19 protein-coding genes are annotated in these 23,643 nt (G+C 65.4%); 15 read left to right on the top strand and 4 right to left on the bottom strand.

Translation table 11 applies throughout. The annotated features are described in order from the left end of the window. Positions 1-7: 7 nt before the first annotated feature. From trpC to DCM80_RS29655, 3 genes are all read left to right on the top strand, one after another. The gene (trpC, locus tag DCM80_RS29645; RefSeq protein ID WP_257194925.1) at positions 8-829 is read left to right on the top strand and encodes an indole-3-glycerol phosphate synthase TrpC; all 822 of its coding nucleotides are present in this window, start codon (positions 8-10) and stop codon (positions 827-829) included. Between the two features lie 37 nt (positions 830-866). Beyond that, positions 867-1,370 carry a cyclic pyranopterin monophosphate synthase MoaC gene (gene moaC, locus DCM80_RS29650; RefSeq protein ID WP_257194926.1) on the top strand — a complete coding sequence of 168 codons (504 nt, stop codon included), beginning with the start codon at positions 867-869 and terminating at the stop codon, positions 1,368-1,370. Between the two features lie 174 nt (positions 1,371-1,544). Further along, a complete protein-coding gene (locus DCM80_RS29655) occupies positions 1,545-4,280 on the top strand; it encodes an EAL domain-containing protein (RefSeq protein WP_257194927.1) in 2,736 nt (911 codons plus the stop codon). A 105-nt stretch (positions 4,281-4,385) separates the two neighbouring features. Here the strand turns inward: DCM80_RS29655 and DCM80_RS29660 are convergent, their stop codons facing one another. Next, complete coding sequence (locus DCM80_RS29660) at positions 4,386-5,723, bottom strand: S41 family peptidase (protein WP_257179956.1); 1,338 nt, start codon at positions 5,721-5,723, stop codon at positions 4,386-4,388. A gap of 320 nt (positions 5,724-6,043) precedes the next feature. Here DCM80_RS29660 and DCM80_RS29665 point away from each other — a divergent pair, with 320 nt between their 5' ends. The 6 genes from DCM80_RS29665 to DCM80_RS29690 all read left to right on the top strand — a co-directional run bounded on the left by DCM80_RS29665 (position 6,044) and on the right by DCM80_RS29690 (position 11,327). Continuing rightward, entirely contained in the window at positions 6,044-7,177 is a 1,134-nt protein-coding gene (locus tag DCM80_RS29665) for an alpha-hydroxy acid oxidase (RefSeq protein ID WP_257194928.1), read from the top strand. A 39-nt stretch (positions 7,178-7,216) separates the two neighbouring features. Further along, positions 7,217-7,840, top strand: a complete 624-nt coding sequence (locus tag DCM80_RS29670; RefSeq protein WP_257194929.1) for an HAD family phosphatase — start codon at positions 7,217-7,219, stop codon at positions 7,838-7,840. Positions 7,841-7,996: 156 nt separating this feature from the next. Continuing rightward, entirely contained in the window at positions 7,997-8,170 is a 174-nt protein-coding gene (locus DCM80_RS29675; protein ID WP_257194930.1) for a hypothetical protein, read from the top strand. Positions 8,171-8,409: 239 nt separating this feature from the next. After that, a complete protein-coding gene (gene glp / locus DCM80_RS29680) occupies positions 8,410-9,621 on the top strand; it encodes a gephyrin-like molybdotransferase Glp (protein ID WP_257194931.1) in 1,212 nt (403 codons plus the stop codon). A gap of 175 nt (positions 9,622-9,796) precedes the next feature. Next, positions 9,797-10,498, top strand: a complete 702-nt coding sequence (gene lexA, locus DCM80_RS29685; RefSeq protein ID WP_257194932.1) for a transcriptional repressor LexA — start codon at positions 9,797-9,799, stop codon at positions 10,496-10,498. A gap of 394 nt (positions 10,499-10,892) precedes the next feature. Further along, the gene (locus DCM80_RS29690; RefSeq protein WP_028136180.1) at positions 10,893-11,327 is read left to right on the top strand and encodes a hypothetical protein; all 435 of its coding nucleotides are present in this window, start codon (positions 10,893-10,895) and stop codon (positions 11,325-11,327) included. 7 nt (positions 11,328-11,334) lie between these two features. Here the strand turns inward: DCM80_RS29690 and DCM80_RS29695 are convergent, their stop codons facing one another. The 3 genes from DCM80_RS29695 to DCM80_RS29705 all read right to left on the bottom strand — a co-directional run bounded on the left by DCM80_RS29695 (position 11,335) and on the right by DCM80_RS29705 (position 16,030). Continuing rightward, on the bottom strand, positions 11,335-13,611 hold the full coding sequence (locus DCM80_RS29695) for a ComEC/Rec2 family competence protein (protein WP_257194933.1): 2,277 nt from the start codon (positions 13,609-13,611) through the stop codon (positions 11,335-11,337). Positions 13,612-13,959: 348 nt separating this feature from the next. After that, the gene (locus tag DCM80_RS29700) at positions 13,960-14,346 is read right to left on the bottom strand and encodes a nuclear transport factor 2 family protein (protein WP_257194934.1); all 387 of its coding nucleotides are present in this window, start codon (positions 14,344-14,346) and stop codon (positions 13,960-13,962) included. A gap of 7 nt (positions 14,347-14,353) precedes the next feature. Beyond that, positions 14,354-16,030 carry a glutamine--tRNA ligase/YqeY domain fusion protein gene (locus tag DCM80_RS29705; RefSeq protein ID WP_257194935.1) on the bottom strand — a complete coding sequence of 559 codons (1,677 nt, stop codon included), beginning with the start codon at positions 16,028-16,030 and terminating at the stop codon, positions 14,354-14,356. Between the two features lie 166 nt (positions 16,031-16,196). Here DCM80_RS29705 and gltX point away from each other — a divergent pair, with 166 nt between their 5' ends. The 6 genes from gltX to DCM80_RS29735 all read left to right on the top strand — a co-directional run bounded on the left by gltX (position 16,197) and on the right by DCM80_RS29735 (position 23,633). Then, the gene (gene gltX, locus DCM80_RS29710; protein WP_257194936.1) at positions 16,197-17,621 is read left to right on the top strand and encodes a glutamate--tRNA ligase; all 1,425 of its coding nucleotides are present in this window, start codon (positions 16,197-16,199) and stop codon (positions 17,619-17,621) included. Positions 17,622-17,767: 146 nt separating this feature from the next. Next, the gene (gene gltA, locus DCM80_RS29715) at positions 17,768-19,072 is read left to right on the top strand and encodes a citrate synthase (protein ID WP_028136129.1); all 1,305 of its coding nucleotides are present in this window, start codon (positions 17,768-17,770) and stop codon (positions 19,070-19,072) included. 261 nt (positions 19,073-19,333) lie between these two features. Beyond that, entirely contained in the window at positions 19,334-20,512 is a 1,179-nt protein-coding gene (locus DCM80_RS29720; protein ID WP_257194937.1) for an ROK family transcriptional regulator, read from the top strand. Between the two features lie 64 nt (positions 20,513-20,576). Continuing rightward, complete coding sequence (locus DCM80_RS29725) at positions 20,577-21,863, top strand: ABC transporter substrate-binding protein (protein ID WP_257194938.1); 1,287 nt, start codon at positions 20,577-20,579, stop codon at positions 21,861-21,863. After that, positions 21,860-22,783, top strand: coding sequence for a carbohydrate ABC transporter permease (locus DCM80_RS29730; RefSeq protein WP_028136126.1), 924 nt, complete (start codon positions 21,860-21,862; stop codon positions 22,781-22,783). Before DCM80_RS29725 ends, DCM80_RS29730 begins: the two co-directional genes overlap by 4 nt. After that, positions 22,776-23,633 carry a carbohydrate ABC transporter permease gene (locus tag DCM80_RS29735; RefSeq protein ID WP_257194939.1) on the top strand — a complete coding sequence of 286 codons (858 nt, stop codon included), beginning with the start codon at positions 22,776-22,778 and terminating at the stop codon, positions 23,631-23,633. Before DCM80_RS29730 ends, DCM80_RS29735 begins: the two co-directional genes overlap by 8 nt. Positions 23,634-23,643 lie beyond the last annotated feature (10 nt).

Genomic DNA, 23,643 nt, shown 5'->3' on the forward strand with positions numbered 1-23,643 from the left:
GCCTGACATGTCGGACATCCTGACCAAGATCGAAGCCTACAAGCGCGAGGAGATCGCCGCCGCCAAGCGCGCGCAGCCGCTGTCTTCGGTCGAGGCAAAGGCGAAGACGCAAGCCGCGCCGCGCGGCTTCGTGCGCGCAATCAAGGCCAAGCACGCGAGCGGCGATTACGCGCTGATCGCGGAGGTGAAGAAGGCCTCGCCCTCGAAAGGCCTGATCCGCGCCGATTTCGATCCGCCGCGGCTCGCCAAGGCCTATGAAGCGGGCGGCGCGGCCTGCCTCTCGGTGCTGACCGACACGCCCTCGTTCCAGGGCCATCTCGACTTCATGGTCGCTGCGCGTGCCGCGACCTCCCTGCCGGTGCTGCGCAAGGATTTCATGTTCGACACCTATCAGGTGGTCGAGGCCCGCGCGCATGGCGCCGATTGCATCCTGATCATCATGGCGGCGCTCGACGATGCCACCGCCCGGGATCTCGAGGATGCAGCGATTGCCTACGGCATGGACGTGCTGATCGAGATCCACGACCGCGCCGAGCTCGACCGGGCGCTGAAACTTCGTTCGCCGATGATCGGGGTCAACAACCGCAATCTTCGCACCTTCGAGACCACGCTCGCGACCAGCGAGGCCTTGGCGCCGCTGATCCCGGCGGACCGGCTGATGGTCGGCGAGAGCGGCATCTTCACGCCTGCCGATCTCGCCCGGCTCGAGCGCGTCGGCATGTCGACCTTCCTGGTCGGCGAGAGCCTGATGCGGCAGGCCGACGTCACCACGGCGACGCGCACGCTGCTGGCGCGGCAGACGGGCGTCCGCGCCACCGGTACGCGTTGACATGGCGCGCAGCGCTTCCACGACCAGGACCAGGTCCTTGAAGACAAAGGCCTCGAACACGAAGGCCGGCCCCGCCCTCACCCATATCGGCGCCTCCGGCGAGGCGCGCATGGTCGACGTGTCGGACAAGCCGGCCACCGATCGGCTCGCGGTCGCGGAAGGCCGCGTCGTCATGACCAAGGCGACGCTCGATCTGATCGTCTCCGGCAATGCCAAGAAGGGCGACGTGCTCGGCACCGCGCGCATCGCGGGTATCATGGCCGCCAAGCGCACCTCGGAGCTGATCCCGCTCTGCCATCCGCTCGCGCTGTCGAAGGTCATCGTCGACATCGAGCCCGACGCAAAGCTGCCGGGCTGCCTCGTCCGCGCCAGCGTCAAGGTGACCGGACCGACCGGCGTGGAGATGGAGGCGCTCACCGCGGTGTCTGTCGCCTGCCTCACCATCTACGACATGATCAAGGCGGTCGAGCGCGGGGTGCGCATCGAAGGCATCCACCTGGTCGAGAAGCTCGGCGGCAAGTCCGGCCATTACCGCGTCTGAACCGCACTCGTTTCAGCGCCCCGGCTCCTGCGCCGCGCATCGCTTGCTTTTGCCTCCGACAATTCATGTTTCGTTAACCCCGCTTCCTAACTTTACCTCCACACCGTCCCCGTAAACCGACGGGTGTTCTCAGGGCCAGAAGTTGATCCTGAGGTGTGCGCGGCAATGATCGGCATGAAGACAGGATTCGGCAGTCGCTTCTTTGACCAGGCCTTCGTGCGCAGCGGACCGATCCGCTGGCTGGTGGTGGGCGGCACGCTGCTGATCGCGGCCATCGCAATCGGCTCGGTCCTGATGGCGCAGAATTTCCGCGATCGGGCGCTGCGCAACTCCAGCCGCGAGCTGGAAAACACCGTGCTGATGCTTGCCCATCACTTCGACCAGCAATTGCAGGATTTCGCGGTCATCCAGAAAGACTTCGTCGATCACGCGCGTTCGATCGGCGTATCGAGCGTCGCAGACTTCCGCGCGCGCCTCTCCGGTCAGGACGTGCACCGGATGCTGCGTTCGAAGATCGAGGCGCTGCCCTATATCGGCGGCGTCAACATCATCGATGCCGAAGGCAACCTGATCAATTCGTCGACGACGTGGCCGACTCCCAAGGTCAACGTGGCCGACCGCGCCTATTTTCGCACCTTCAGGTACGATCCCAATTCGCCCGACGTCTTGATCGAGCCATTGCACAGCCGCATCTCCGGTGCCTGGACCGTCTTGGTGGCGCGAAGGATCGTCGGGCCCAACGGCGAATTCCTCGGCGTCGTCGGACGCGGAATCGAGCCTGCCAATTTCGAAAGGTTCTTCGCTTCCGTCGCGCTCGGCGAAGGCGCGACGATCTCGATGCTTCATCGGGACGGCACGCTGCTCGCCCGTTATCCCCATTCCAGCGAATTGATGGGACGAAACTTCAAGACCGGTGAGTTCGAACAGCAGCGGGTTTTCGGGCTCGATCGTTTCGCCGGCCGTTTCACCAGCCCGATCGACGGCGAAGATCGGCTGATCTCCTCGCGCGCATTGCCCAATTTCCCGATCCTGATGATGGCCACCACGACGCGTGCCGCGGCCCTGACCGACTGGCGCGAGCAGATCGGCATGCTGGTCTCGGTCGCCGCCGCCTCCGCACTCGCCATCGCAGGCGTGCTGATCGCGGTCGTACGCAAGCTGCTGGAACAGCATCGCGCCTCGCGCGAGCGGCTGACTCTGGAGAAGCAGCGGCTCGACCGCGCCGTCAACAACATGACGCAGGGTCTGCTGCTGTTCGACGCCGAGCAGCGGCTGGTGGTCTGCAACCAGCGCTACATCGAAATGTACGGATTGTCGGGCAAGATCGTGAAACCCGGCTGCAGTTTTCACGACATCATCGCCCATCGCAAGGCAACCGGCTCGTTCACGGGCGACGTCGGCGCCTATGTCGCGCGCGTGCTGAAGAGCATCCAGACGCGCAATTCCATGGTGGTCGATACCTCCGACGGCCGCTCGATCCACATCCTCAACGAGCCGCTCGCGGACGGCGGCTGGGTGGCGACCCATGAGGACATCACCGAGCGCCGCCGCATCGAGGAGCGCATCACCCACCTCGCCCATTACGACGCGCTGACCGATCTGCCCAACCGCGCCATGTTCCACGAGCATCTGCGCAACGAGCTGGCCGCGGCCGGCAATGGCGAAGAGATCGCGGTGCACTATATCGACATCGACGAGTTCAAGGGCGTCAACGACGCGCTCGGCCACCTCGTCGGCGACGAATTGTTGAAATCGGTTGCCGCAAGCCTGCGCCGCTGTGCGGGCCCGGCGGATTTCGTGGCGCGGCTCGGCGGCGACGAATTCGCGGTGGTGCAGAGCGCGGTGACGTCGCGAGACCAGGTCGACGATCTCGTCGCGCGGGTGTTCGCGGCCATCCGCACGCCGTTCGACTGCATGGGCCATCATCTCACCACCGACGCCAGCATCGGCATCGCGCTCGCGCCGGAACACGGCACGGTGCTCGACCAGATCCTCAAGAACGCGGACATGGCGATGTACGCCGCCAAGTCCGCCGGACGCCGCACCTATCGGTTCTTCGAGCCGGAGATGGATGCCAAGGTGCGCGAGCGCCGGCAGCTCGAAGGCGACCTGCGCCACGCCATCGCCCAAGGAGGCCTCGAAGGAGGCCTCGAAGTCTATTACCAGCCCTGCCTCAGCCTGAAGGACGACCGCATCACCGGCTGCGAGGCCCTGGTGCGCTGGCGCCATCCCGAGCGCGGCATGGTCTCGCCGGCGGAGTTCATCCCGATCGCCGAAGATACCGGCCTGATCAACGAGATCGGCGAATGGGTGCTGGCGACCGCCTGCCGGGACGCCGTGAGCTGGCCCGACGACATCCGCCTCGCGGTCAACGTCTCGCCGGTGCAATTCAAGAGCGGCACCCTCGCCCTGAAGATCATGGCGGCGCTCGCCGCCTCGAACCTGCCGGCGAGCCGGCTCGAGCTCGAGATCACCGAGGCGGTGCTGATCCGCGACGACGATGCCGCGCTGGCGATCCTGCACCAGCTCCGCGCCATCGGCGTCCGCATCGCGCTCGACGATTTCGGCACCGGTTACTCGTCGCTGAGCTACCTGCACCGCTTCCCGTTCGACAAGATCAAGATCGACCGCTGCTTCGTCGACGACATCGCCGGTCCCGACGGCTCCGCCAGCATCGTCCAGGCCGTCGTCAATCTGGCGGCCGCGCGCCGCATGACCACCACGGCCGAGGGCGTCGAGACCGAGGAGCAGCAGCGCCTGCTGCGTGCGCTCGGCTGCTCCGAGATGCAGGGCTATCTGTTCAGCGCCGCCATGCCCGCCGACAAGATGCTGGAGCTGTTCGCGCTGCATCGCAGCCGGCTGGCCCGGCGCGAAGGCAGCAGCGGTCGCCGCCGCCGCGAGGCGGGTTAGAGCCGATGCAGCCCGGCGGGCTGCCGATCACCGAGATCGCCCAAACGAAAACGCCCGGACGTGCGGATGCACTCCCGGGCGATTTCATTTGTCGCTTCACAAGGGCTAGTTCGGCACCGCGCCCTTCGATGCCCGTTTCGCCGCAACCGCGTTCGCGGTGACGCCGTGCAGGAAGTCGTAGGCCGCGTGCAGCGCCTTGTCGTCCTTCTCTTCCGGCGGAACGTAAGACTGTGACCCCGTCTGCTCGCCACCCTCGCCGGCCGACAGATGTCCGCGCATCTGGGACTCCGCCATGGTGTCCATGCGGCCCTTCAGCTCGGGCGGCACGTCCTGCAGGATCTCGATGTCGGGAGCGATGCCCTGGGCCTGGATCGAGCGGCCCGACGGCGTGTAATAGCGCGCCGTGGTCAGCGCCAACGCGCCGTTGCCGGACCCGAGCGGAATGATCGTCTGCACCGATCCCTTTCCGAACGAGCGCGTGCCGATGATCGTGGCGCGCTTGTGGTCATGCAGGGCGCCGGCCACGATCTCCGAGGCCGAGGCCGAGCCGCCATTGACCAAGACCACCAGCGGCTTGCCCTTGGTGAGGTCGCCGCCATGGGCGGTGAAGCGCTGCGTCTCCTCCGGACTGCGGCCACGGGTCGAAACGACCTCGCCGCGTTGCAGGAACGCGCTCGACACCGACACGGCCTGGTCGAGCAGACCGCCCGGATTGTTGCGCAGGTCCACGACGTAACCGGTGAGCTTCTCCGGCGACACCTGCTTGGAGATCGAGGCGATCGCCTTCTTCAGGCCGTCGGTGGTCTGCTCATTGAACGAGGTGATGCGGATATAACCGATGTCGCCGTTCTCGACCCGGAAGCGCACCGGGCGCACATGGATGATCTCGCGCGTGATCGCCACTTCGAGCGGCGCATCCGCGCCTTTGCGCATGATGGTGAGCTTGGTCTTGGTGTCGACCGGCCCCTTCATCTTGTTGACGGCCTGCTCGAGCGTCATGCCCTGCACGGCCTCGCCGTCGATCTTGCTGATGAGGTCACCGGACATCAGGCCGGCCTTCGAGGCGGGGGTATCGTCGATCGGCGAGACCACTTTGACGAGGCCGTCCTCCATCGTGACCTCGATGCCGAGGCCGCCGAACTCGCCGGAGGTGGTCTCCTGCATCTCGGTCCAGGCCTTGGCATTCATGTAGCGCGAATGCGGATCGAGCGAGGTCACCATGCCGGTGATTGCGCCCTCGATCAGTTTGGCATTGTCGGGCTTCTCGACATAGCTCGCCTTCACGCGCTCGAACACCGTGCCGAACAAATTGAGCTGGGAATAGGCGTCGTCCGCGCTCGCCGCCGCCCGTGCCGCCCAGACACCGCCATGCGGACTGGCCACAAGAAGGGTGAGACACGCTCCGGTGAGCGCGCCCAGAGGGAACAGCAGGGATTTCCGCATGGATGGGCTTGCCTTCTTGCTTTGGCGGTTCGCTTTGAGCTTGTCTCGTGAGACATGGGAGACGCCATGCAATTGGCGATCCAGCTCGCTTCTCACAATACCATTCTGGTTTCTTCAAGGCCGGGATACCACGCCGACGGGTACGCCGCAGAAATCGCTTCGCCCGGACCTAAACTTTTGGCAACGTTGCAGGACTGGCCTACCTGCAAGCAGAATCGTAGGCCAGTCCGCGCCTCGCAGCCATGCAAATCTAGGATAGTTTTGCAGGGCTGGACGGGTTAGGCGATGAGACAAGGGTTCAAATCCTCGGGAGGATAACAATGAACGAAGCACCCGGCATCCGGGCAGAACGGAACGTCGAACTCGGCGCCAGCAACGAGCCGTTCCAGAACCTGCACGAATTCATCCGGAAAGCGCGGGCCAACCTCAACCAGAACGCCTGGGACTACATCGTCGGCGCCGCCGAGACCGAGACCACGATGCGCCGCAACCGCATGGCGCTGGACGAGATCGCCTTTCGCCCCCGGGTGCTGCGCGACGTCCGCAAGGTGGATGGCTCGGTTCAGCAATTCGGCCGCAGGATGCGCCTTCCGGTGGTGCTCGCGCCCGTCGGGGCGCTCGAAATCTTCGATCCGGATGGTGCGGCGAGCGTCGCGCGCGGTGCCGGCACCTTCGGTGCGGCGCACATGCTGAGCTCGGTGTCCGAGCCCGGCCTGGAGAAGACCGCCGAGGCGGCTCCCGACGCGCTCCGGCTCTACCAGCTCTATGTCCGCGGCGACGATGCTTTCGTCGCCGATGTCGTCAGCCGGAGCGAGAAGAACGGCTACGCCGCGTTCTGCCTGACCGTCGACACCGCTCATTACAGCCGTCGCGAACGTGACATCGCCAAGCGCTATGTTCGCGAAAGCCGCCTGCGCGCCACCGGTGGCGATTACCAGAAGGGTCTGGAGTGGCGGACCGTGAAGATGATCAAGGACAGGTACAAGATTCCGCTGATCCTGAAGGGCATCGCCACCGCCGAGGACGCCCTGATCGCGGTCGATCACGGCGTCGAATGGATCTACGTCTCCAACCATGGCGGCCGCCAGCTCGACCATGGCCGCGGTGCCATGCACGTGCTGCCTGAGATCGTCGAGGCCGTGAAGGGCCGCGCCAAGATCATGGTCGACGGCGGCATTTGTCGCGGCACCGACATCGTCAAGGCGATTGCGGCAGGCGCAGATCTCGTCGGCATCGGCCGGCTGCAATGCTGGGCGCTGGCGGCCTCAGGCGAAGCCGGCATCACGCGGATGCTGGAGCTGTTGGAGGACGAGGTGCTGCGCTGCCTCGGCCTGTTGGGTGCCACATCGTTTGCCGAGATCGACAAATCCTGCCTGCATCCGGCGACCGCCACCAACGCGCCGAGCGTGTTCAGCGCGTTCCCGCTGTTCGACCACGAGCCTTATCGGTACTGACCTGCGGATTCCTGCCGACACTGAGGTGAAAAGGACGCAATGACATCGCTCTCTCCCCGCAGCGCCGATGCGCTTCTGTTCGATCTCGGGCGCGTGGTGCTCGACATCGACTTCTCCAAGGCGATCGCCTGCTGGGCGGGGCACGCCGGTTGCCAGCCCGAAAGCATCGTCGCGCGCTACGTGCGCGACGAGGCCTACCGGCTGCACGAGGTCGGCAAGATCAGCGACGCGGACTATTTCGCCTCGTTACGCGCTTCGCTGGGAATCGGCATCTCGGACGCCCAGTTCCTGGAGGGCTGGAACGCGATCTTCGCCGGCGAGATGCCTGAGATCGCCGAGCTGCTGCCGCGTGCGGCAAAACAGATGCCGCTCTACGCCTTCTCCAACACCAATCGTCCGCATGTCGATTATTTCTCGAAGGAATATGCCGGTCTGCTCGGCCATTTCCGCGAGTTGTACCTGTCATCCAGCATCGGCCTGCGCAAACCGGACGCAGACGCTTTCGACCATGTCGTCGCGGCGATCGGCGTGCCGGCCGAGCGCATCGTGTTCTTCGACGATCTCGAAGAGAACATCGAGGGCGCGCGGGCGCGCGGATTGACGGCCGTGCACGTGACATCTCCGCGTGACGTCGGGAACGCCTTGAAGGCGTTGGGCATTTGATCCCGGCCCCGGATCAGAAGGAAGCCCGTCCGGAACTAAATCCAGAAAATCAGTGGAACCCGTCCCCTTTGTGCATTTTTATACAGAGTTCCCGGAACGGAATACCACCCTTCGGACTCATGAGTCCGTTGGGACTTCTACATCGGACTGGTCGACGTGCTGGGCAAAACTTATTTCACCAAGCAAGCCTCCCTGCTGCTTGAATTCGCAAGAAACACCTCGGATTCCGAGCTTTCCGCCAAGCTGATCAGCAAGGCTGCGGACTTGAAATCGCAGGCCGATCCGCTCCCCGACAAGGACCAAGGCCCCAAACCTCCCGACGTCGCATGAGACGTCAGCCCGGACGGGCCGACGGCACCTTGACCACATTAGCGATGGCGCTGGCAGCTCAGTGTTGGTCAGGCTCATGCCCGCCGTTTCGCCTTTAGAATCACGCGTGCGAACTTGCACTTGCTCGATCACGGAGGGCACGCAGGATAGATCATCCTGCGTGCTGCTTTGCCTCGCCTCTGCAGTCAGCTAGAACTCTCGCCGCCCCATTGAACGATGTGCGAGCAGGAGTTTCGCCCGTGGCCCTGATGCCGGTTTCCGACGCCCTTGCCGCGGTGCTGGCAGGTGCAGAGCCACTGCCTGAACAGATGGTTTCGCTCGACGAGGCCTATCACCGCGTGCTCGCGCATGACGTCGCGGCGCGGCGCACGCAGCCGCCGCAGGCGATGTCGGCGATGGACGGCTACGCCGTGCGCGCGGCCGATGCGGCAACGGTCGATTCCCGGCTGACGGTGATCGGCGAGATCGCAGCCGGCCGTCCTTTCACGAGAGCAGTTGGCGCCGGCGAAGCCGTGCGGATCTTCACCGGCGGCGTCATCCCGGACGGAGCGGACGCGGTCGTGATCCAGGAGGACACTGTCGCGGACGGCAACCGCGTCACCATCAAGGAAGCCGCGATCGCCGGACGGCACGTCCGCCCGGCCGGCGTCGATTTCCGCGAGGGTGACGTGCTCCTGCGCAAGGGAACCCGCCTGACGGAGCGCGATCTCGCGCTTGCCGCGGCGATGAATTACCCGGATCTCGCCGTCCACCGCCGTCCCAGAGTTGCGATCCTCGCCACCGGCGACGAGCTGGTGAGGCCGGGCACCACGCCCGGGCACGGCCAGATCGTCTATTCCAACGGCTACGCCCTGCATGCGCTCGCCCGCAGCGAGGGCGCCGAGACCATCGACCTCGGTGTCGCCGCCGACACGCTGGAGGCGACCTCCGCCGGTATCCGCCGCGCCCGCGAGAGCGGTGCTGACATCCTCATCACGACCGGCGGCGCGTCGGTCGGCGACCATGATCTGGTCCAGCAGGCGCTGCGGGACGAAGGCATCTCGATGGCGTTCTGGAAGATCGCGATCCGGCCCGGCAAGCCGATGATGCACGGACGGCTCGGCGCGATGCGCGTGATCGGCCTGCCCGGCAATCCCGTGTCGTCCTACGTGTGCGCGTTCCTGTTCATGGTGCCGTTGATTCGCGCCTTGTCGGGCCGTTCAGTGATTCATCATCGCCGCGAGCGCGCCTTGCTGGGCAAGGATCTCGGCGCCAACGACCAGCGCGAGGATTATCTGCGCGCGCGCCTGGAGCTGCGCGACGACGGTGCGCAAGTCGCCGTCCCCGTCAGCCATCAGGATTCCTCTCTGCTTGCGAATCTTGCTGCGGCACAGGTACTTCTCGTCCGCGCACCGTTCGCGCCGAAGGCCGAGGCCGGCAGCCCTTGCGAGGTGCTGCGGCTCCCCGTCTGAGTGCAAGGCCACACGCATTCCGCGAGTTCGCCACCGTTCACGGTAAATTAAGCAGTTGCGGAACATGTATCGAACATATAGTGTCCGTTCATGATTTGTTTCGAGCATGTAGCGGCTTATCGCTGAACTCATCGTCTCGGAATCGAACGACATCAACCGGGGGACTTTGGTCGAGATGTTAACGCGCAAACAATACGAGCTTCTGAGGTTCATCAGCGAACGTTTGAAGGAAAGCGGCGTGCCGCCCTCCTTCGACGAGATGAAGGATGCGCTCGACCTGCGCTCGAAGTCGGGCATCCACCGCCTGATCACCGCGCTCGAGGAGCGCGGCTTCATCCGCCGCCTGCCCAACCGCGCACGCGCCATCGAAGTGATCAAGCTGCCGGAGCTCCAGGCTGCCGCCGGCGCCCGGCGCGGCTTCACGCCGAGCGTCATCGAGGGCAATCTCGGCAAGGTCCGCACCAGCTCCAGCCCCTCCATGGACGAGGGCGAGCGGCCCGTTGCGGTGCCCGTGATGGGCCGTATCGCGGCCGGCACGCCGATCGAGGCGTTGCAGACCCGCAGCCACACCATCAGCGTTCCGCCCGACATGCTCGGCTCGGGCGAGCACTACGCGCTCGAAGTGCGCGGCGATTCCATGGTGGAGGCCGGTATCCTCGACGGCGACATGGCGCTCATCCAGCGCAACGAGAGCGCCAATACCGGCGACATCGTGGTGGCGCTGATCGACGACGAGGAGGCCACGCTCAAGCGTTTCCGCCGCCGCGGCGCCTCGATCGCACTCGAGCCGGCCAATGCCGCTTACGAGGTGCGTATCCTGCCGCCGAACCGCGTGAAGATTCAGGGCAAGCTGATCGGGCTTTACCGGAAGTACTGATACCGAGCATCAAGCGCCGGGCGCGCTTCGGCAATCGCACTTGAATTTTGCAGAGGTCGTCATGCCCGGGCTTGTCCCGGGCATCCACGTTCATTGTGCTGCGTGGAAGGCGTGGATGGCCGCGACAAGCCCGGCCATGACGCTGTGGAGGCGGCTGACCATAGCCAAATGCGATAGCCTTGCGCCAGAGTGGTGCGGCAGCGCCGATACGCCGGCCAAATGCAAGCATGCGATGTTTGTTCCTATCGAATCCGGGAAAGATAATGTGATCGCGCGCTGCGGACGCGAGCCGCAGATTTGCCCATAACCAAGCAGAGCGTTGCAGGCTTCCACTCTGATTGAGGCCTGCGCCTCGACGAGACGCGGGTCGCTATCTTCGCATGAGGAGCACCCGATGTGTGACTACAGCCTGCATGCCGTCGCGACGCGTCCCGCCGAAGTCGGCGAGACGATCGTCACGACAACCTTCCGCGGCACCTCGACGCGCGGCTTCGCCTCCGAAGCCGATCTCTCCGTTGCGGTCTGCCTGCTGCCGGGGACGGAGCTCGCCTTCGCCGACAACGTCCGTTACGACAACCGCTGGATCTGGACGCGCACCGTCAACTCCCGCGTCGGCAAGTTCGGCAAGATCGATCCGCACATTCCCGATCGCCATCACGACGCGATCGAATTTCCTGACGGCAAGTACGTGCTGGTGACTCAGCTGGTCGAAGGCCAGCGCGCAACCGTGCTGCAGCTGCCGGTGACGCAGCCGGTCGGTGAGCGCGAGCATAAGCCTGAGATCATCGCGGACAGTCGGGCGGCCGTCACGCGCCAGCCGATCGGCTGATCAAAGCTCAGTCCTCGGCCTGAAGATCGGCCTCCGCCGGCGTTGCGTCGCGGACGCGCGAAGCCGGCCTCGGCATGAGGGCTCCTTCGAAATCTCCCTCGCCGGCTGCCGCCGGCGACCAGGGGCGGTCTGCACCTCTCGCCTTGACCGCCTGAACCGCAAATCCGTCGCCATGCCGTGTCAGCGCCAGCGCGCCCTGGCGCGCGAGCCGCTGCCGATCCACCACCATCGCCACGCAATCGGGCGGCGCGGCCCGCGACGTCACCACCAGCGCGGCGCGGCTGCAATCGTCCGCCAGCGCGTCGATGCGCGAGGCCAGCGCGACCAGGCGCCCATCGGTGAGCGGTGTCACGCAGCCGGACTCGTCGCACGACACTCCCTCGGCCAACGTGCTGCTGCCGGCATCGCGCGGATCGGCGTCGGCCGCCAGCCACTCCTTCAGCAGGAAACTGTCCTTGCCCGCCCTGATCAGGTGCAGGCGCCCGTCCCCGCCCCGCACCGCGACGCTGGCGCCATCCCCGGCAATCAACACATCCGGCTGCCGCACGGACAGGCCCCAGGCGATGGACGCCAGCAGCACCACGGCACCGCACCAGCGCAGGGGCGTGCGCAACAGGCCCATCAGGATGATGCCGAGGCTCGCGGCGATCAGCGGCGCGATGCCGAACGCCGGGATGCGGCCGACCGCGCCCGGCAATGCCGCCACCCAACGCGAGACCGCGACCATCCAGTCGATGCCCAGCCCCATCAGCCACCAGAACACGCCATCGAGCCCGAACGGCGCTGCGAGCAATCCCAGCAGCCCCGCCGGCATCACCAGCACTGAGACCACCGGCATCGCCCCGAGATTGGCGAGCACGCCATAGGGCGTGACGCGATGGAAGTGGAAGGCGGCATAGGGCGTGGTCGCAAGCCCCGCGATCAGCGAGGCCAGGAACAGCATCGCGATCTCGCGGCCGCCCCACAGCGCGACGCGTGCAGTCGCCGAATGATCGGGCGCGGCCAGCAGGTTCGGCATGCCGATCTGCACCAGCGCCACCAGACCCAGCGTTGCCGCAAACGACATCTGGAAGCTCGGATGCACCAGCGCCTCCGGCGCGACCGCGAGCACGATCAGCGCCGCCACCGCCAGCGTGCGGAAGGTGATGGCGCGGCGGTCGACCATCACCGCGATCAGCACCACCGCCGTCATGAAGAACGATCGTTGCGTTGCGACCTCGGCGCCCGAGAGCAGCAGATAGAACGCGGCCGCCACCAATGCTGCGGCCGCCGACCATTTCTTGATGGCGAAGCCGACGGCAAGGCCCGGAATCAACGCCAGCAGCGCGCGCACCGCGAAGAAGACGACTCCCGCGACCACCGCCATGTGATAGCCGGAGATCGAGAGAACGTGCCCGAGCCCCGAGATGAACATCGCGTCGTTGACGGGCGCGGAGATCGCATCGCGCCGCCCGGTGAGAAGCGCGGTCGCGATCGCGCGGTTGTCGCCCTCGAGCGTCGCGCGGATGCGGGCATCGATCGTATCGCGCAGGCCTTGCATGAAGGCGGCGTAGCGCAGCCGCAGGCCGCCGCCGTCCGGCGGGCTCGAGGCCGTGATCGCGCCCATCACGAAGCCGGAGGCGCCGATGCCCTGAAAGAACATGTCGCGCGAGAAGTCGTAGCTGCCCGGGCGCACCGGCGAGAGCGGCGGCATCAGCCGCGCTTTCAATTGAACGAAGCTGCCGACCTCGGGCGCGGTGCCCTTGCGCACCGACAGGCGGACGCGCTCGAGCTTGACGTCGCTGCGCTGCGCCTCCATGGCGGTGACGCGCAGCACGAAGCGGTCGGTGCGCTCGCGGATATCGCGTGTCTCGACGAAGCCCGACAGCGACACGGAATACATCGGCTTGGCCAGCACGGTATGGGCGACGCGCGCCGTCTTCCAGCTCGCCCCGGCAAAGCCGGAAGCGACCGCCGCGATCATGAGCGCGGGCGCGAACAGCCGGCTCCGCCGCAGCAGGATCGCGCCGAGCAGCAATGCGGCCGCCGTCGTCGCGACGACCCACAGCACCGGCTCATGATCGGCGGCAAAATAGAGCGCGATGCCGCCGCCAAAGGCGACCGGCACCCACGGCAGCAGGCGCCCGGGACCGGCCTCGGCGCGGGCCCATCCACGAAGCGCTTCGACAATCGTGGGCCAGATGCCGAAACCCGCCGGAGCCAGGCCGCCGGCGGGTGCGGCGCGGCCCACCGGCCACGTCCCGGCAATCCCCTGGGCGCGTACCGGCCGGCCCTGCTCCGCCATTTCCCTGCACCTTACGCGACGCGACTGGCACCGAGGCTACCGGAACGTGCGGCCGGGCGAATAGCGGTACAGATCAGGAACGCGAAAAGGCGCTCCTACTTTTCCTCTTCCATCGTCACGGCCACCCTCGACCCGTGTCCCGGACAAGCCGCAGCGCCACAAGGCGTTGCGGCGCTGATCCGGGACCCAGAGCTGCCTTGTGATGACGCGCATTGTGAAGCGTGGGTCCCGGCTCTGCGCGGCAACGCTCGCGTTGCCGCTTGTCCGGACACGCCGACCTTACATCCGGGAATGATGATATCGTGTGCTGTTTCGCGACCCCGGAATGACGAAACCGATGCAGTCGCGTCAGATCAGCGGCGCCTGCGACGAGGCGTGGTGATTGACGATCTTCCAATCGCCGTCCTCGCGGATGATGACCCAGCTCATCTTGACGATGAGATCGTCCCGCTCGCCGGCGAGATCGAACGCGATGGTCGCGGCCATGTTGATCAGGTCCGGGCCGGCCTGCGCTGTGTTCACGTCGGAGAACACGGCGCGCGGCTGGCGCCAGCGCGGCAGGCCGCTGAAATAGTCGGCGACGCCGTCCCTGCCGCGGTAGAGCTTCGGATTCGAGCCGAAGAAGAACGCGTTCTTCGCATAGAGCGACGACAGCGTCGCTGCATCGAGCGTCGCGAAGCCGGCGCACCATTTCGCGATGATGGCGGCAACGATGGCGTCGGCCTCCGTGGTCATGCGTGCCTCAGCCCTTCGCCACTTCCTTCGCGAAGGTGTCGCGCAGGCCGATGGTGCGCGAGAACACCGGCTTGCCGGGCGTCGAGTCCTTGTCGCGCACGAAATAGCCCTGGCGCTCGAACTGCATCGGCTCGGTCGAGTTGCTCTCCGCCACCGCTGCCTCGACTCGTGCGTCCGACAGGATCTCCAGCGAGTTCGGATTGAGATCGGCCGCGAAGTTCGAAGCATCCGGGCTGGGACTAGCGAACAGCTGGTTGTAGATGCGGATTTCCGCCGGCTTCGAGGTCGCGGCCGGCAGCCAGTGCATGGTCGCCTTGACCTTGCGGCCGTCGGGCGCGTTGCCGCCCTTGGTCGCGGGATCGTAGGTGCAGCGCAGCTCCACCACCTCGCCCTTGTCGTTCTTGATCACGCCGGTGCACTTGACGAAATAGGCGTAGCGCAGCCGCACCTCGTTGCCCGGCGACAGGCGGAAGAACTTCTTCGGCGGGTTTTCCATGAAGTCGTCCTGCTCGATATAAAGCTCGCGGCCGAACGTGATTTTCCGCGTGCCCGCGCTGGGATCATCCGGATGATTGATCGCCTCGAGCTCCTCGATCTGCCCTTCCGGGTAGTTCTCGATCACGACCTTGAGCGGCCTCAAGACCGCCATGCGGCGCTGCGCCGTGCGGTTCAGCTCCTCGCGAATGCAGAACTCCAGCATGCCGACATCGACGACGCTGTTGGCCTTGGCAACGCCGATGCGCTTGACGAACTCGCGCAAGGCCGCCGGCGGCACGCCGCGGCGGCGCATCCCGGCCATGGTCGGCATGCGCGGATCGTCCCAGCCCGCGACATGACCGTCGCGGACCAGCTGGGTCAGCACGCGCTTGGACAGCAGCGTGTAGGTGAGGTTCAGCCGCGCGAACTCGTACTGATGCGGCTTGGACGGCACCGGCAGCTTCTCGATGAACCAATCGTAGAGCGGCCGATGGTCCTCGAACTCCAGCGTGCAGATCGAGTGCGTGATGCCTTCGATCGCGTCCGACTGGCCATGCGCATAATCGTAGCTCGGATAGATGCTCCACTTCGTGCCGGTGCGCGGATGGTGCGCGTGCAGGATGCGGTACAGCACGGGATCGCGCAGGTTGATGTTGCCGGCGGCCATGTCGATCTTGGCCCGCAGCACGCGCGCGCCGTTGGGAAATTCGCCGGCCTTCATGCGCCGGAACAGGTCGAGGTTCTCCTCGACGCTGCGATCGCGGAACGGCGAGTTCTTGCCAGGCTCGGTCAGCGTGCCGCGGGAGACGCGGATCTCCTCCTGGGTCTGGTCGTCGACATAGGCGAGCCCGTCGCGGATCAGCTGCTCGGCCCATTCGTACAGGCGGTCGAAATAGTCGGAAGCGAAGAACAGGTTCTTGCCCCAGTCGAAGCCGAGCCAGCGCACGTCGGCCTGGATGGAATCGATGTATTCCTGCTCTTCCTTCACCGGATTGGTGTCGTCGAAGCGCAGGTGGCAGCGGCCCGGAAACTCCTGGGCGATGCCGAAATTGAGTGCGATCGACTTGGCGTGACCGATATGCAGGTAGCCGTTCGGCTCCGGCGGGAACCGGGTCACGATTTCCCTGTACTTGCCCTGATCGAGGTCGGCCTGGATGATGTCACGAATGAAATCGCGCCCAACCTCAGCTGCCACCGGTTCTGTCATTACCAAAATCCTGTCGGGAAATCAGCGGTCCTTCTGCCAAATTCGGGGGGCTGAGCCAAGAGCCTAAGCAAGGGCTTAAGCAGGCCCGGCAGGTCCGCCGTCGGGCTTTAGTTATGCGCCGGTCCTGCTATACACCACCGCTTCCAATGCATAGGCCCCGCCAAGAATGACCGATTCCGTCGTCACCCGCTTCGCCCCCTCGCCGACCGGCTTCCTCCATATCGGCGGGGCCCGCACGGCGCTGTTCAACTGGCTCTATGCGAAGAAGCACGGCGGCAAGATGCTGCTGCGGATCGAGGACACCGACCGTGAGCGCTCCACCGAGGCCGCGATCGGCGCCATTCTCGACGGTCTCAAATGGCTCGAGCTCGGCTGGGACGGCGAGGTCATCTACCAGTTCGCCCGCGCCGCGCGTCACCGCGAGGTTGCCGAGCAACTGCTCGCCGACGGCAAGGCCTATCGCTGCTACGCCAGTGCCGAGGAGCTCGCCGCGATGCGCGAGAAGGCGCGCGCCGAGGGCCGCACCCGCCTCTATGACGGCATGTGGCGCGACCGCGATCCCGCGACCGCCCCTGGCGACGTCAAGCCGACCATCCGCCTGCGCGCGCCGCAGACCGGCGAGACCGTGATCGAGGATCAGGTTCAGGGCCGCGTGGTCTGGCAGAACGAGAACCTCGACGACCTCGTCCTGCTGCGCGGCGACGGCAACCCGACCTACATGCTCGCGGTGGTGGTCGACGACCACGACATGGGCGTCACCCACGTGATCCGCGGCGACGACCATCTGATCAACGCCGCGCGCCAGAAGCAGATCTACGATGCGATGGGCTGGGCGCTGCCGAGCATGTCCCACATTCCCCTGATCCACGGTCCGGACGGCTCGAAGCTGTCGAAGCGCCACGGCGCGCTCGGGGTCGATGCCTACCGTGCCATGGGATATCTGCCGGCGGCGCTGCGCAATTACCTCGTCCGGCTCGGCTGGAGCCATGGCGACCAGGAGATCTTCTCGACCGAGGAGATGATCGCCGCCTTCGACCTCGCCAATGTCGGCCGCGCCGCCGCCCGCTTCGATTTCGCCAAGCTGGAAAACCTCAACGGCCACTATATCCGCCACGCCGACGATCAATCGCTCGTGAAGATGTTCGAGGACGTGCTCGACCACGTGCCGGGACGGGCCGAGCTCAAGGCCAAGCTGAACGACACCACGCGCGCGCAGCTCGTCAAGGCGATGCCGGCCCTGAAGGAGCGCGCCAAGACGTTGATCGAGCTGATCGACGGCGCCTATTTCATCTTCGCCGACCGGCCGCTGGAGCTCGATCCGAAGGCGCAAGCCCTGCTCACGCCCGAGAACCGCAAGCTGATCGGCCAGCTTCATGCCGCGCTGGAGACCGTCGAGACCTGGAACGGCGCCAGCACCGAAGCGGCGCTGCGCGCCTTTGCCGAGGAAAATAGTCTCAAGCTCGGCGCGGTCGCCCAGCCCTTGCGGGCGGCGCTGACCGGACGGACGACGTCGCCTGGCATATTTGAGGTTTTGGACGTCCTGGGACGCCAGGAAACCCTTGGCCGGCTTAAGGATCAGTCTACGACGTAAGTCGACCATGCGTGCGGCGATCTTGCAGCGCACATAGCAATAATATACCCATCTGCCCGTACCTTCTGGAACATCCGGCCCGCCCTTGAGGACCTGCCTCGGGGGCCCCGGCTCCGGCCCGTTTCACCATACATCGGGGACCTCTGATGGACGCAAAACCAAGCCCAAAGACCGCTACGCTGACGGTCGGAAACAAGAATTACGATCTCCCGATCCACAGCGGCAGCGTCGGGCCTGATGTCATCGATATCGGCAAGCTGTACGGCCAGTCCGGCCTGTTCACCTACGATCCCGGCTTCACTTCCACCGCGAGCTGCCAGTCCAAGATCACCTATATCGATGGCGATGCGGGCGTGCTGGAATACCGTGGCTATCCGATCGAGCAGCTCGCCGAGAACGGTGACTTCCTGGAGACCTGCTATCTCCTGCTCTACGGGAACCTGCCGACCGCGGCGCAGAAGAAGGATTTCGACGACCGCGTGATCCATCACACGATGGTGCACGAGCAGATGGCCCGCTTCTTCCAGGGCTTCCGCCGCGACGCTCATCCGATGGCGATCATGGTGGCCGCAGTCGGGGCGCTCGCCGCGTTCTATCACGACAGCACCGACATCAACGATCCGAAGCAGCGCATGATCGCATCCATGCGCATGATCGCGAAGATCCCGACCCTGGCGGCGATGGCCTACAAGTACACGATCGGCCAGCCCTTCGTGTACCCGAAGAACTCGCTGAAGTTCGCCGAGAACTTCCTGCACATGTGCTTCGCCGTGCCGTGCGAGGACTACAAGATCAACCCGGTGCTCGCCGACGCGCTGGACAAGATCTTCATCCTGCACGCCGACCACGAGCAGAACGCCTCGACCTCGACGGTCCGCATCGCCGGCTCGTCCGGGGCCAACCCGTTCGCCTGCATAGCCGCCGGCATCGCCTGCCTGTGGGGCCCGGCGCATGGCGGCGCCAACGAAGCCGCGCTGGCGATGCTCGCCGAGATCGGCACCGTGGACAAGATTCCCGAATTCATCGCCAAGGTGAAGGACAAGAACTCCGAAGTCCGCCTGATGGGTTTCGGTCACCGCGTCTACAAGAACTACGATCCGCGCGCCAAGCTCATGCAGAAGATGTGTCACGCCGTGCTCAAGGAGACCGGCCATGGCGACGATCCGATGCTGAAGGTGGCGATGGAGCTCGAGAAGATCGCGCTCAGCGACCAGTACTTCATCGACCGCAAGCTCTACCCGAACGTCGACTTCTATTCGGGCATCACGCTGAAGGCGATGGGCTTCCCGGTCTCGATGTTCACCGTGCTGTTCGCGGTCGCCCGCACCGTCGGCTGGATCAGCCAGTGGAGCGAGATGATCGAGGACCCGCAACAGAAGATCGGCCGTCCCCGCCAGCTCTACACCGGCGTCACCAAGCGTGATTACGTCGCGATGAAGGATCGCAAGTAAGTCCTGAGTAATACGGCTATCGAAACGGCGCCATCGCAAGATGGCGCTGTTTCTGTTTGCGCTCTTGTAGGGTGGGCAAAGCGCAGCGTGCCCACCACCTCTCCGCAACGGGTATGAAATCGTGGGCACGCTTCGCTTTGCCCACCCTACGAAACCTCGTGCTGCCGCGCACAACAACAAGTCCACGGACATGGCGGCAGGCGACTTGACAGCCGAGCTGCCCTGCGCGCATTCTTACACTAAGTAAGAATGACGACAGGGATGGAAATGCCGGAGCAGCCGAGAAGTCGGCGGCAGACGCGCGCTGCCATTTTGACCCACCTGCTTCAGTCGGGCGGCTCGTTCCGTCCGCCGCTGGCCAAGGCCGTACGCCTGTCGGAAGCGAGCCTGTCGCGCATCCTGTTCGACCTGAAGGCCGAGGGCCTGATCGAGGAGGTGCGGCGCCCTGCCCCTTACGTCGGCGGCCCGAGCGGCCTCGTGTCGCTCGACAGCTCGGTCGCCCTCGCAGCCTTTGAGCTGACTGCTCAGCATCTCAGCGTCGGCGTCGGCGGCCTGTCGGGCGAGCTCCACTATGCCGAGCGCGTGAAGCTGCCGAAGACGCCGACCGCCGAGACCGTCGGCCAGGCATTTCGCGAAGCCATGACATTGCTGCGCGACTGGACGCGGCGCCGCCGCATCACCCTCGCCCAGATCGGCGTCTCCATTCCAGGCCTCGGCCGTCTCAGCATCTCGGCCAATCCGATCATTCCCTGCGATGTCGCGCGCCTCGGCGAGATGTTCGACGAGATGTTCGCCGGCGTGCCGCTCGAGATCACCAATTCGGTGGTCGCCCACGCCACCTTTCACCGCTGCCGCACCCAGAATTATCCGTTCAGCGACACGCATCTGTTCGTGCTCGTCAGCCACGGCGTTGCCGGCGCCTGGATGGATGATCCGGCGAAGGCCGAGGCGCTGCAACCGATCGAGCTCGGCCACATGGTATTCGAGCCCGAAGGGCCGCGCTGCCGCTGCGGACATCATGGCTGCGTCGAGGCCTATGCATCGATTCCAGCCCTGGCCGAGCTTCTCGGCGTTGCCGAAGCCGAGTTGCTTCGGCTCGGCAACGAATGGGTGAACACGATTCCGATCTCATCGCGCGTGCGGCAGGAGCTGCGCCGGCGGCTGTTCCGGCTCGGCCTTGCGATCGGCAACACGCTGAACGTGAAACCGTGCGGCGGCGTTGCGATCAGCGGCTGGCCGTCACTTCTCGCCGCAGACGATCGCAATGCCGTGGTCGAAGGGATCGATGCCTGCCTGCTGGGGGGACGCAAATTGGCGCAGGTGTCTATCGCCTTCGTGCCGCCGTCGACCGGCAACGATCCGCAGGCCGCGCTCGCCTTCGCCGCCTTTTGTCTCGCCAGCCGTGGCGGCATGCCCGCGGCCTCGACGGAGGCAGCCTGACATGCGCTGAAGCTAAATCTGAACGTCCTACACGCGCCGAAACTTCACACCGGGAGGAACTGCCATGCCGATCACCACAACAAGGCGCCGTCTGCTCGCTGGCTCCGTCGCTACGCTCGCACTGCCGGCCTTTGCCCGCGCGCAAGGCGCGGTCAAGCCGCGCCTGACCGCGATCTCGCAATGGTCCGCGGGCAGCGACGGCGCGGCCATCACCGCGCTCGGCAAGAAGTTCGAGGAGAAGGGCGGCGTTTGGCAGCATTCGCCCGTGCCCGGCTTCACCACCGAGATGATGAACAAGCTGCGCGCTCAGATCATGGCCGGCGATCCGCCGGCCTGCTCGCAGCTCAAGGGTCCCGAGATTGCGGCCTGGTCGAAGATCGCCCCGACCGTCGATCTCGACGCCGTCGTCGCCGCTGCCGGTTACGAGAAGGTCGTCGCGCCGGACCTTGCGAAATTGCACAAGCCGGGCGGCAAGTGGATCGCACTGCCACTGCAGATCTACAGCACCAACATGCTGTTCCTGTCCAAGCGCGCCATGGACAAGGCCAAGGCCGACAAGGTCCCGGTCACATGGGCGGACTTCAACGACCTTGCTGAAAAGATGAAAGCGGGCGGCGTCGCCCATCCGATCGCCAACGGCGGGACCCGCCCGGATGACGGGCAGAAATTCGAGGCCGCGCTGGCCGGCATCAGTCCGCTCGCCTACCGCGCCGCCATCATGAATCTCGAGAAGAAGGCTCTGGAAGGTCCCGAGATCAAGGCTGCGTTCGCGCAGGTGCGCAAGATCGCCGATTGGATGGACCCCAACGTCGGCGCCCAGCACTTCTCGACCAACCTCAAGCGCTTCATCGACGGCGACATGGGCATGATGATCATGGGCGGCTGGGCCCAGGGCGTGTTGCGCAACGCCGGCTTCAAGCTCGAGGACTTCGTGATTGCGCCAGGTCCCAGCGACAACAGCAAGCCGGTCTTCCTGCTGAATGCCGATGCCTTCATCTTCTGGCAGCGCAAGGAGGCAGACCTGCAGGCCGGCCAGACGCTGATGGCCCAGTTGGTCATGGATCCGGCGATCCAGACCATGTACTCGCAGATCACCGGATCGATCCCCGTGCGCACCGATGTCGATCTGTCCGGCGAAGGCTGGTCGGAGGGTCAACGCACCACCGCAAAGGCCCTGAAGGACGCCATCGCCAGCAATCAGGCCGTCCTCAGCATGGCGCACAATATGGCGCAGGAAAACGGCATGACCGCAGCCATGATCGACGTGATCACGGAGTTCGTGAAGAACAAGACGATCAAGCCCGAGCAGGCGGCGACCCGCCTCGCCGAGGCCGTCGAGGGCGCGCGTTGAGCAATGCCGCCGCGATAAGACCGGGCCGGCCGGCGCTTCCTGAATGGGTGCGCCGGCTGCCGGAATACCTGATGATCTGGGTGCCGCTGCTGCTCTCCGCGGCGCACCTCGTCTCGTTCTCGCTGTGGACGATCTGGATCTCGTTCACGCCCTCCACGCTGATCCCTGTTACGGGCTGGGTGGGGTTGCGCAACTACACGGCCGTGCTGGCATCGCGGAACTGGCAGATCGCCTTCGACAATTTGCTGCTGTTCGGCATTGCGTTCGTGGTCTTGAGCGCGGCGACCGGCCTCGTTCTTGCGATCCTGCTCGATCAGCGCATTCGCGGCGAGAACGTGCTGCGATCCATCTTCCTCTATCCCCTCGCGGTGTCGTTCGTGGTCACCGGTACGGTCTGGAGCTGGCTGCTCAATCCCGGCCTCGGGATCCAGAAGCTGGTCCATGATCTCGGCTGGACGTCCTTCAAGTTCGACTGGCTGATCGACCGCGACATGGCGATCTGGACCATCGTCGTCGCCGCGATCTGGCAATCCTCCGGCTTTGCCATGGCTCTCTTTCTTGCCGGCCTTCGCTCCGTTGACGCCGACATCATCAAGGCCGCACAGATCGACGGCGCCGGACCGGTCCGGATCTACCGGCGCATCATCCTGCCGTCGCTTTGGCCGATCACCATCACCGTTGTCGTGATCCAGCTGCAGTTCGCGATTTCGACGTTCGACCTCGTCCGCGCCCTCACCAATGGCGGGCCGGGAATTGCGACCCAGCTGCCCGCCCTCGTCGTCTATGACCTCATGTTCCAGCGCAGCCTGCTCGGCCGCGGTGCCGCGGCGGCAGTGCTGATGCTGCTCATCCTTCTCGCGGTGCTCGTGCCCTATGCGGCATGGCGATATTTCCAGCGACGGCGGGCCGTCCATGCGTGAGCGCAGCTTCACCCCGAGCCGGGTTTTGATCTACCTCGTCGTTTCACTGATCGCCGCGGCCTGGCTCGCGCCGCTGGTGGTCGTCGTTCTGAACTCGCTGCGGACCAACGAGGAGATCGCGCAAGGTTCGATGATCGGCTGGCCGCAACATCTGGCCTGGAGCAATTACGCCGCCGCCTGGAGCGGCTTCTGCGTGGCCGAGACCTGCTCCGGCATCCAGCCCTACATGCTGAACTCCGCGCTGGTCACGATCCCCGCGACGATCTTCTCGACCTTGCTCGGCGCCATCGCCGGCTACGCGGTGTCACTCTGGCGCTTTCGCGGCGACAACTGGATCTACGGGATCGTGACCCTCGGCCTTTTCCTGCCGCAGCAGATGCGCCTGCTTCCCTGGACCATCGTGCTGCGCGACATCGGCCTGATCAACACGCTGGCCGGCCTGGTGCTGATCCACACCATCCAGGGGCTCTCCTTCACCACGCTGTTCTGCCGCAACTACTACGTCGCCATTCCCCATGAATTGATCAGGGCCGCCCGGATCGACGGCGCCGGCTTCTTCCGCATCTTCTGGCGCATCATCCTGCCGCTCTCCGGGCCGATCCTGATCGTCACGGTGATCTGGCAATTCACGCATATCTGGAACGAATTCCTCTATGGCGTGACGTTCACGACCGGCCAGCAGCAGCCGGTCACGGCCGCTCTCATCGCGCTCTCCGCCGCAGTCGCCGACATCCCGCAGCATGGCGTGCAGAGCGCGGCGGTGATCATCGCCGCGCTGCCGACGCTGCTGATCTACCTGCTCGGCGGCAAGTACTTCGTCCGCGGCCTGACTGCCGGGGCCGTAAAATGATGGGGTCGTC

The sequence above is a fragment of the Bradyrhizobium sp. WBOS08 genome (assembly GCF_024585125.1).
Lineage (GTDB): Bacteria > Pseudomonadota > Alphaproteobacteria > Rhizobiales > Xanthobacteraceae > Bradyrhizobium > Bradyrhizobium japonicum_B.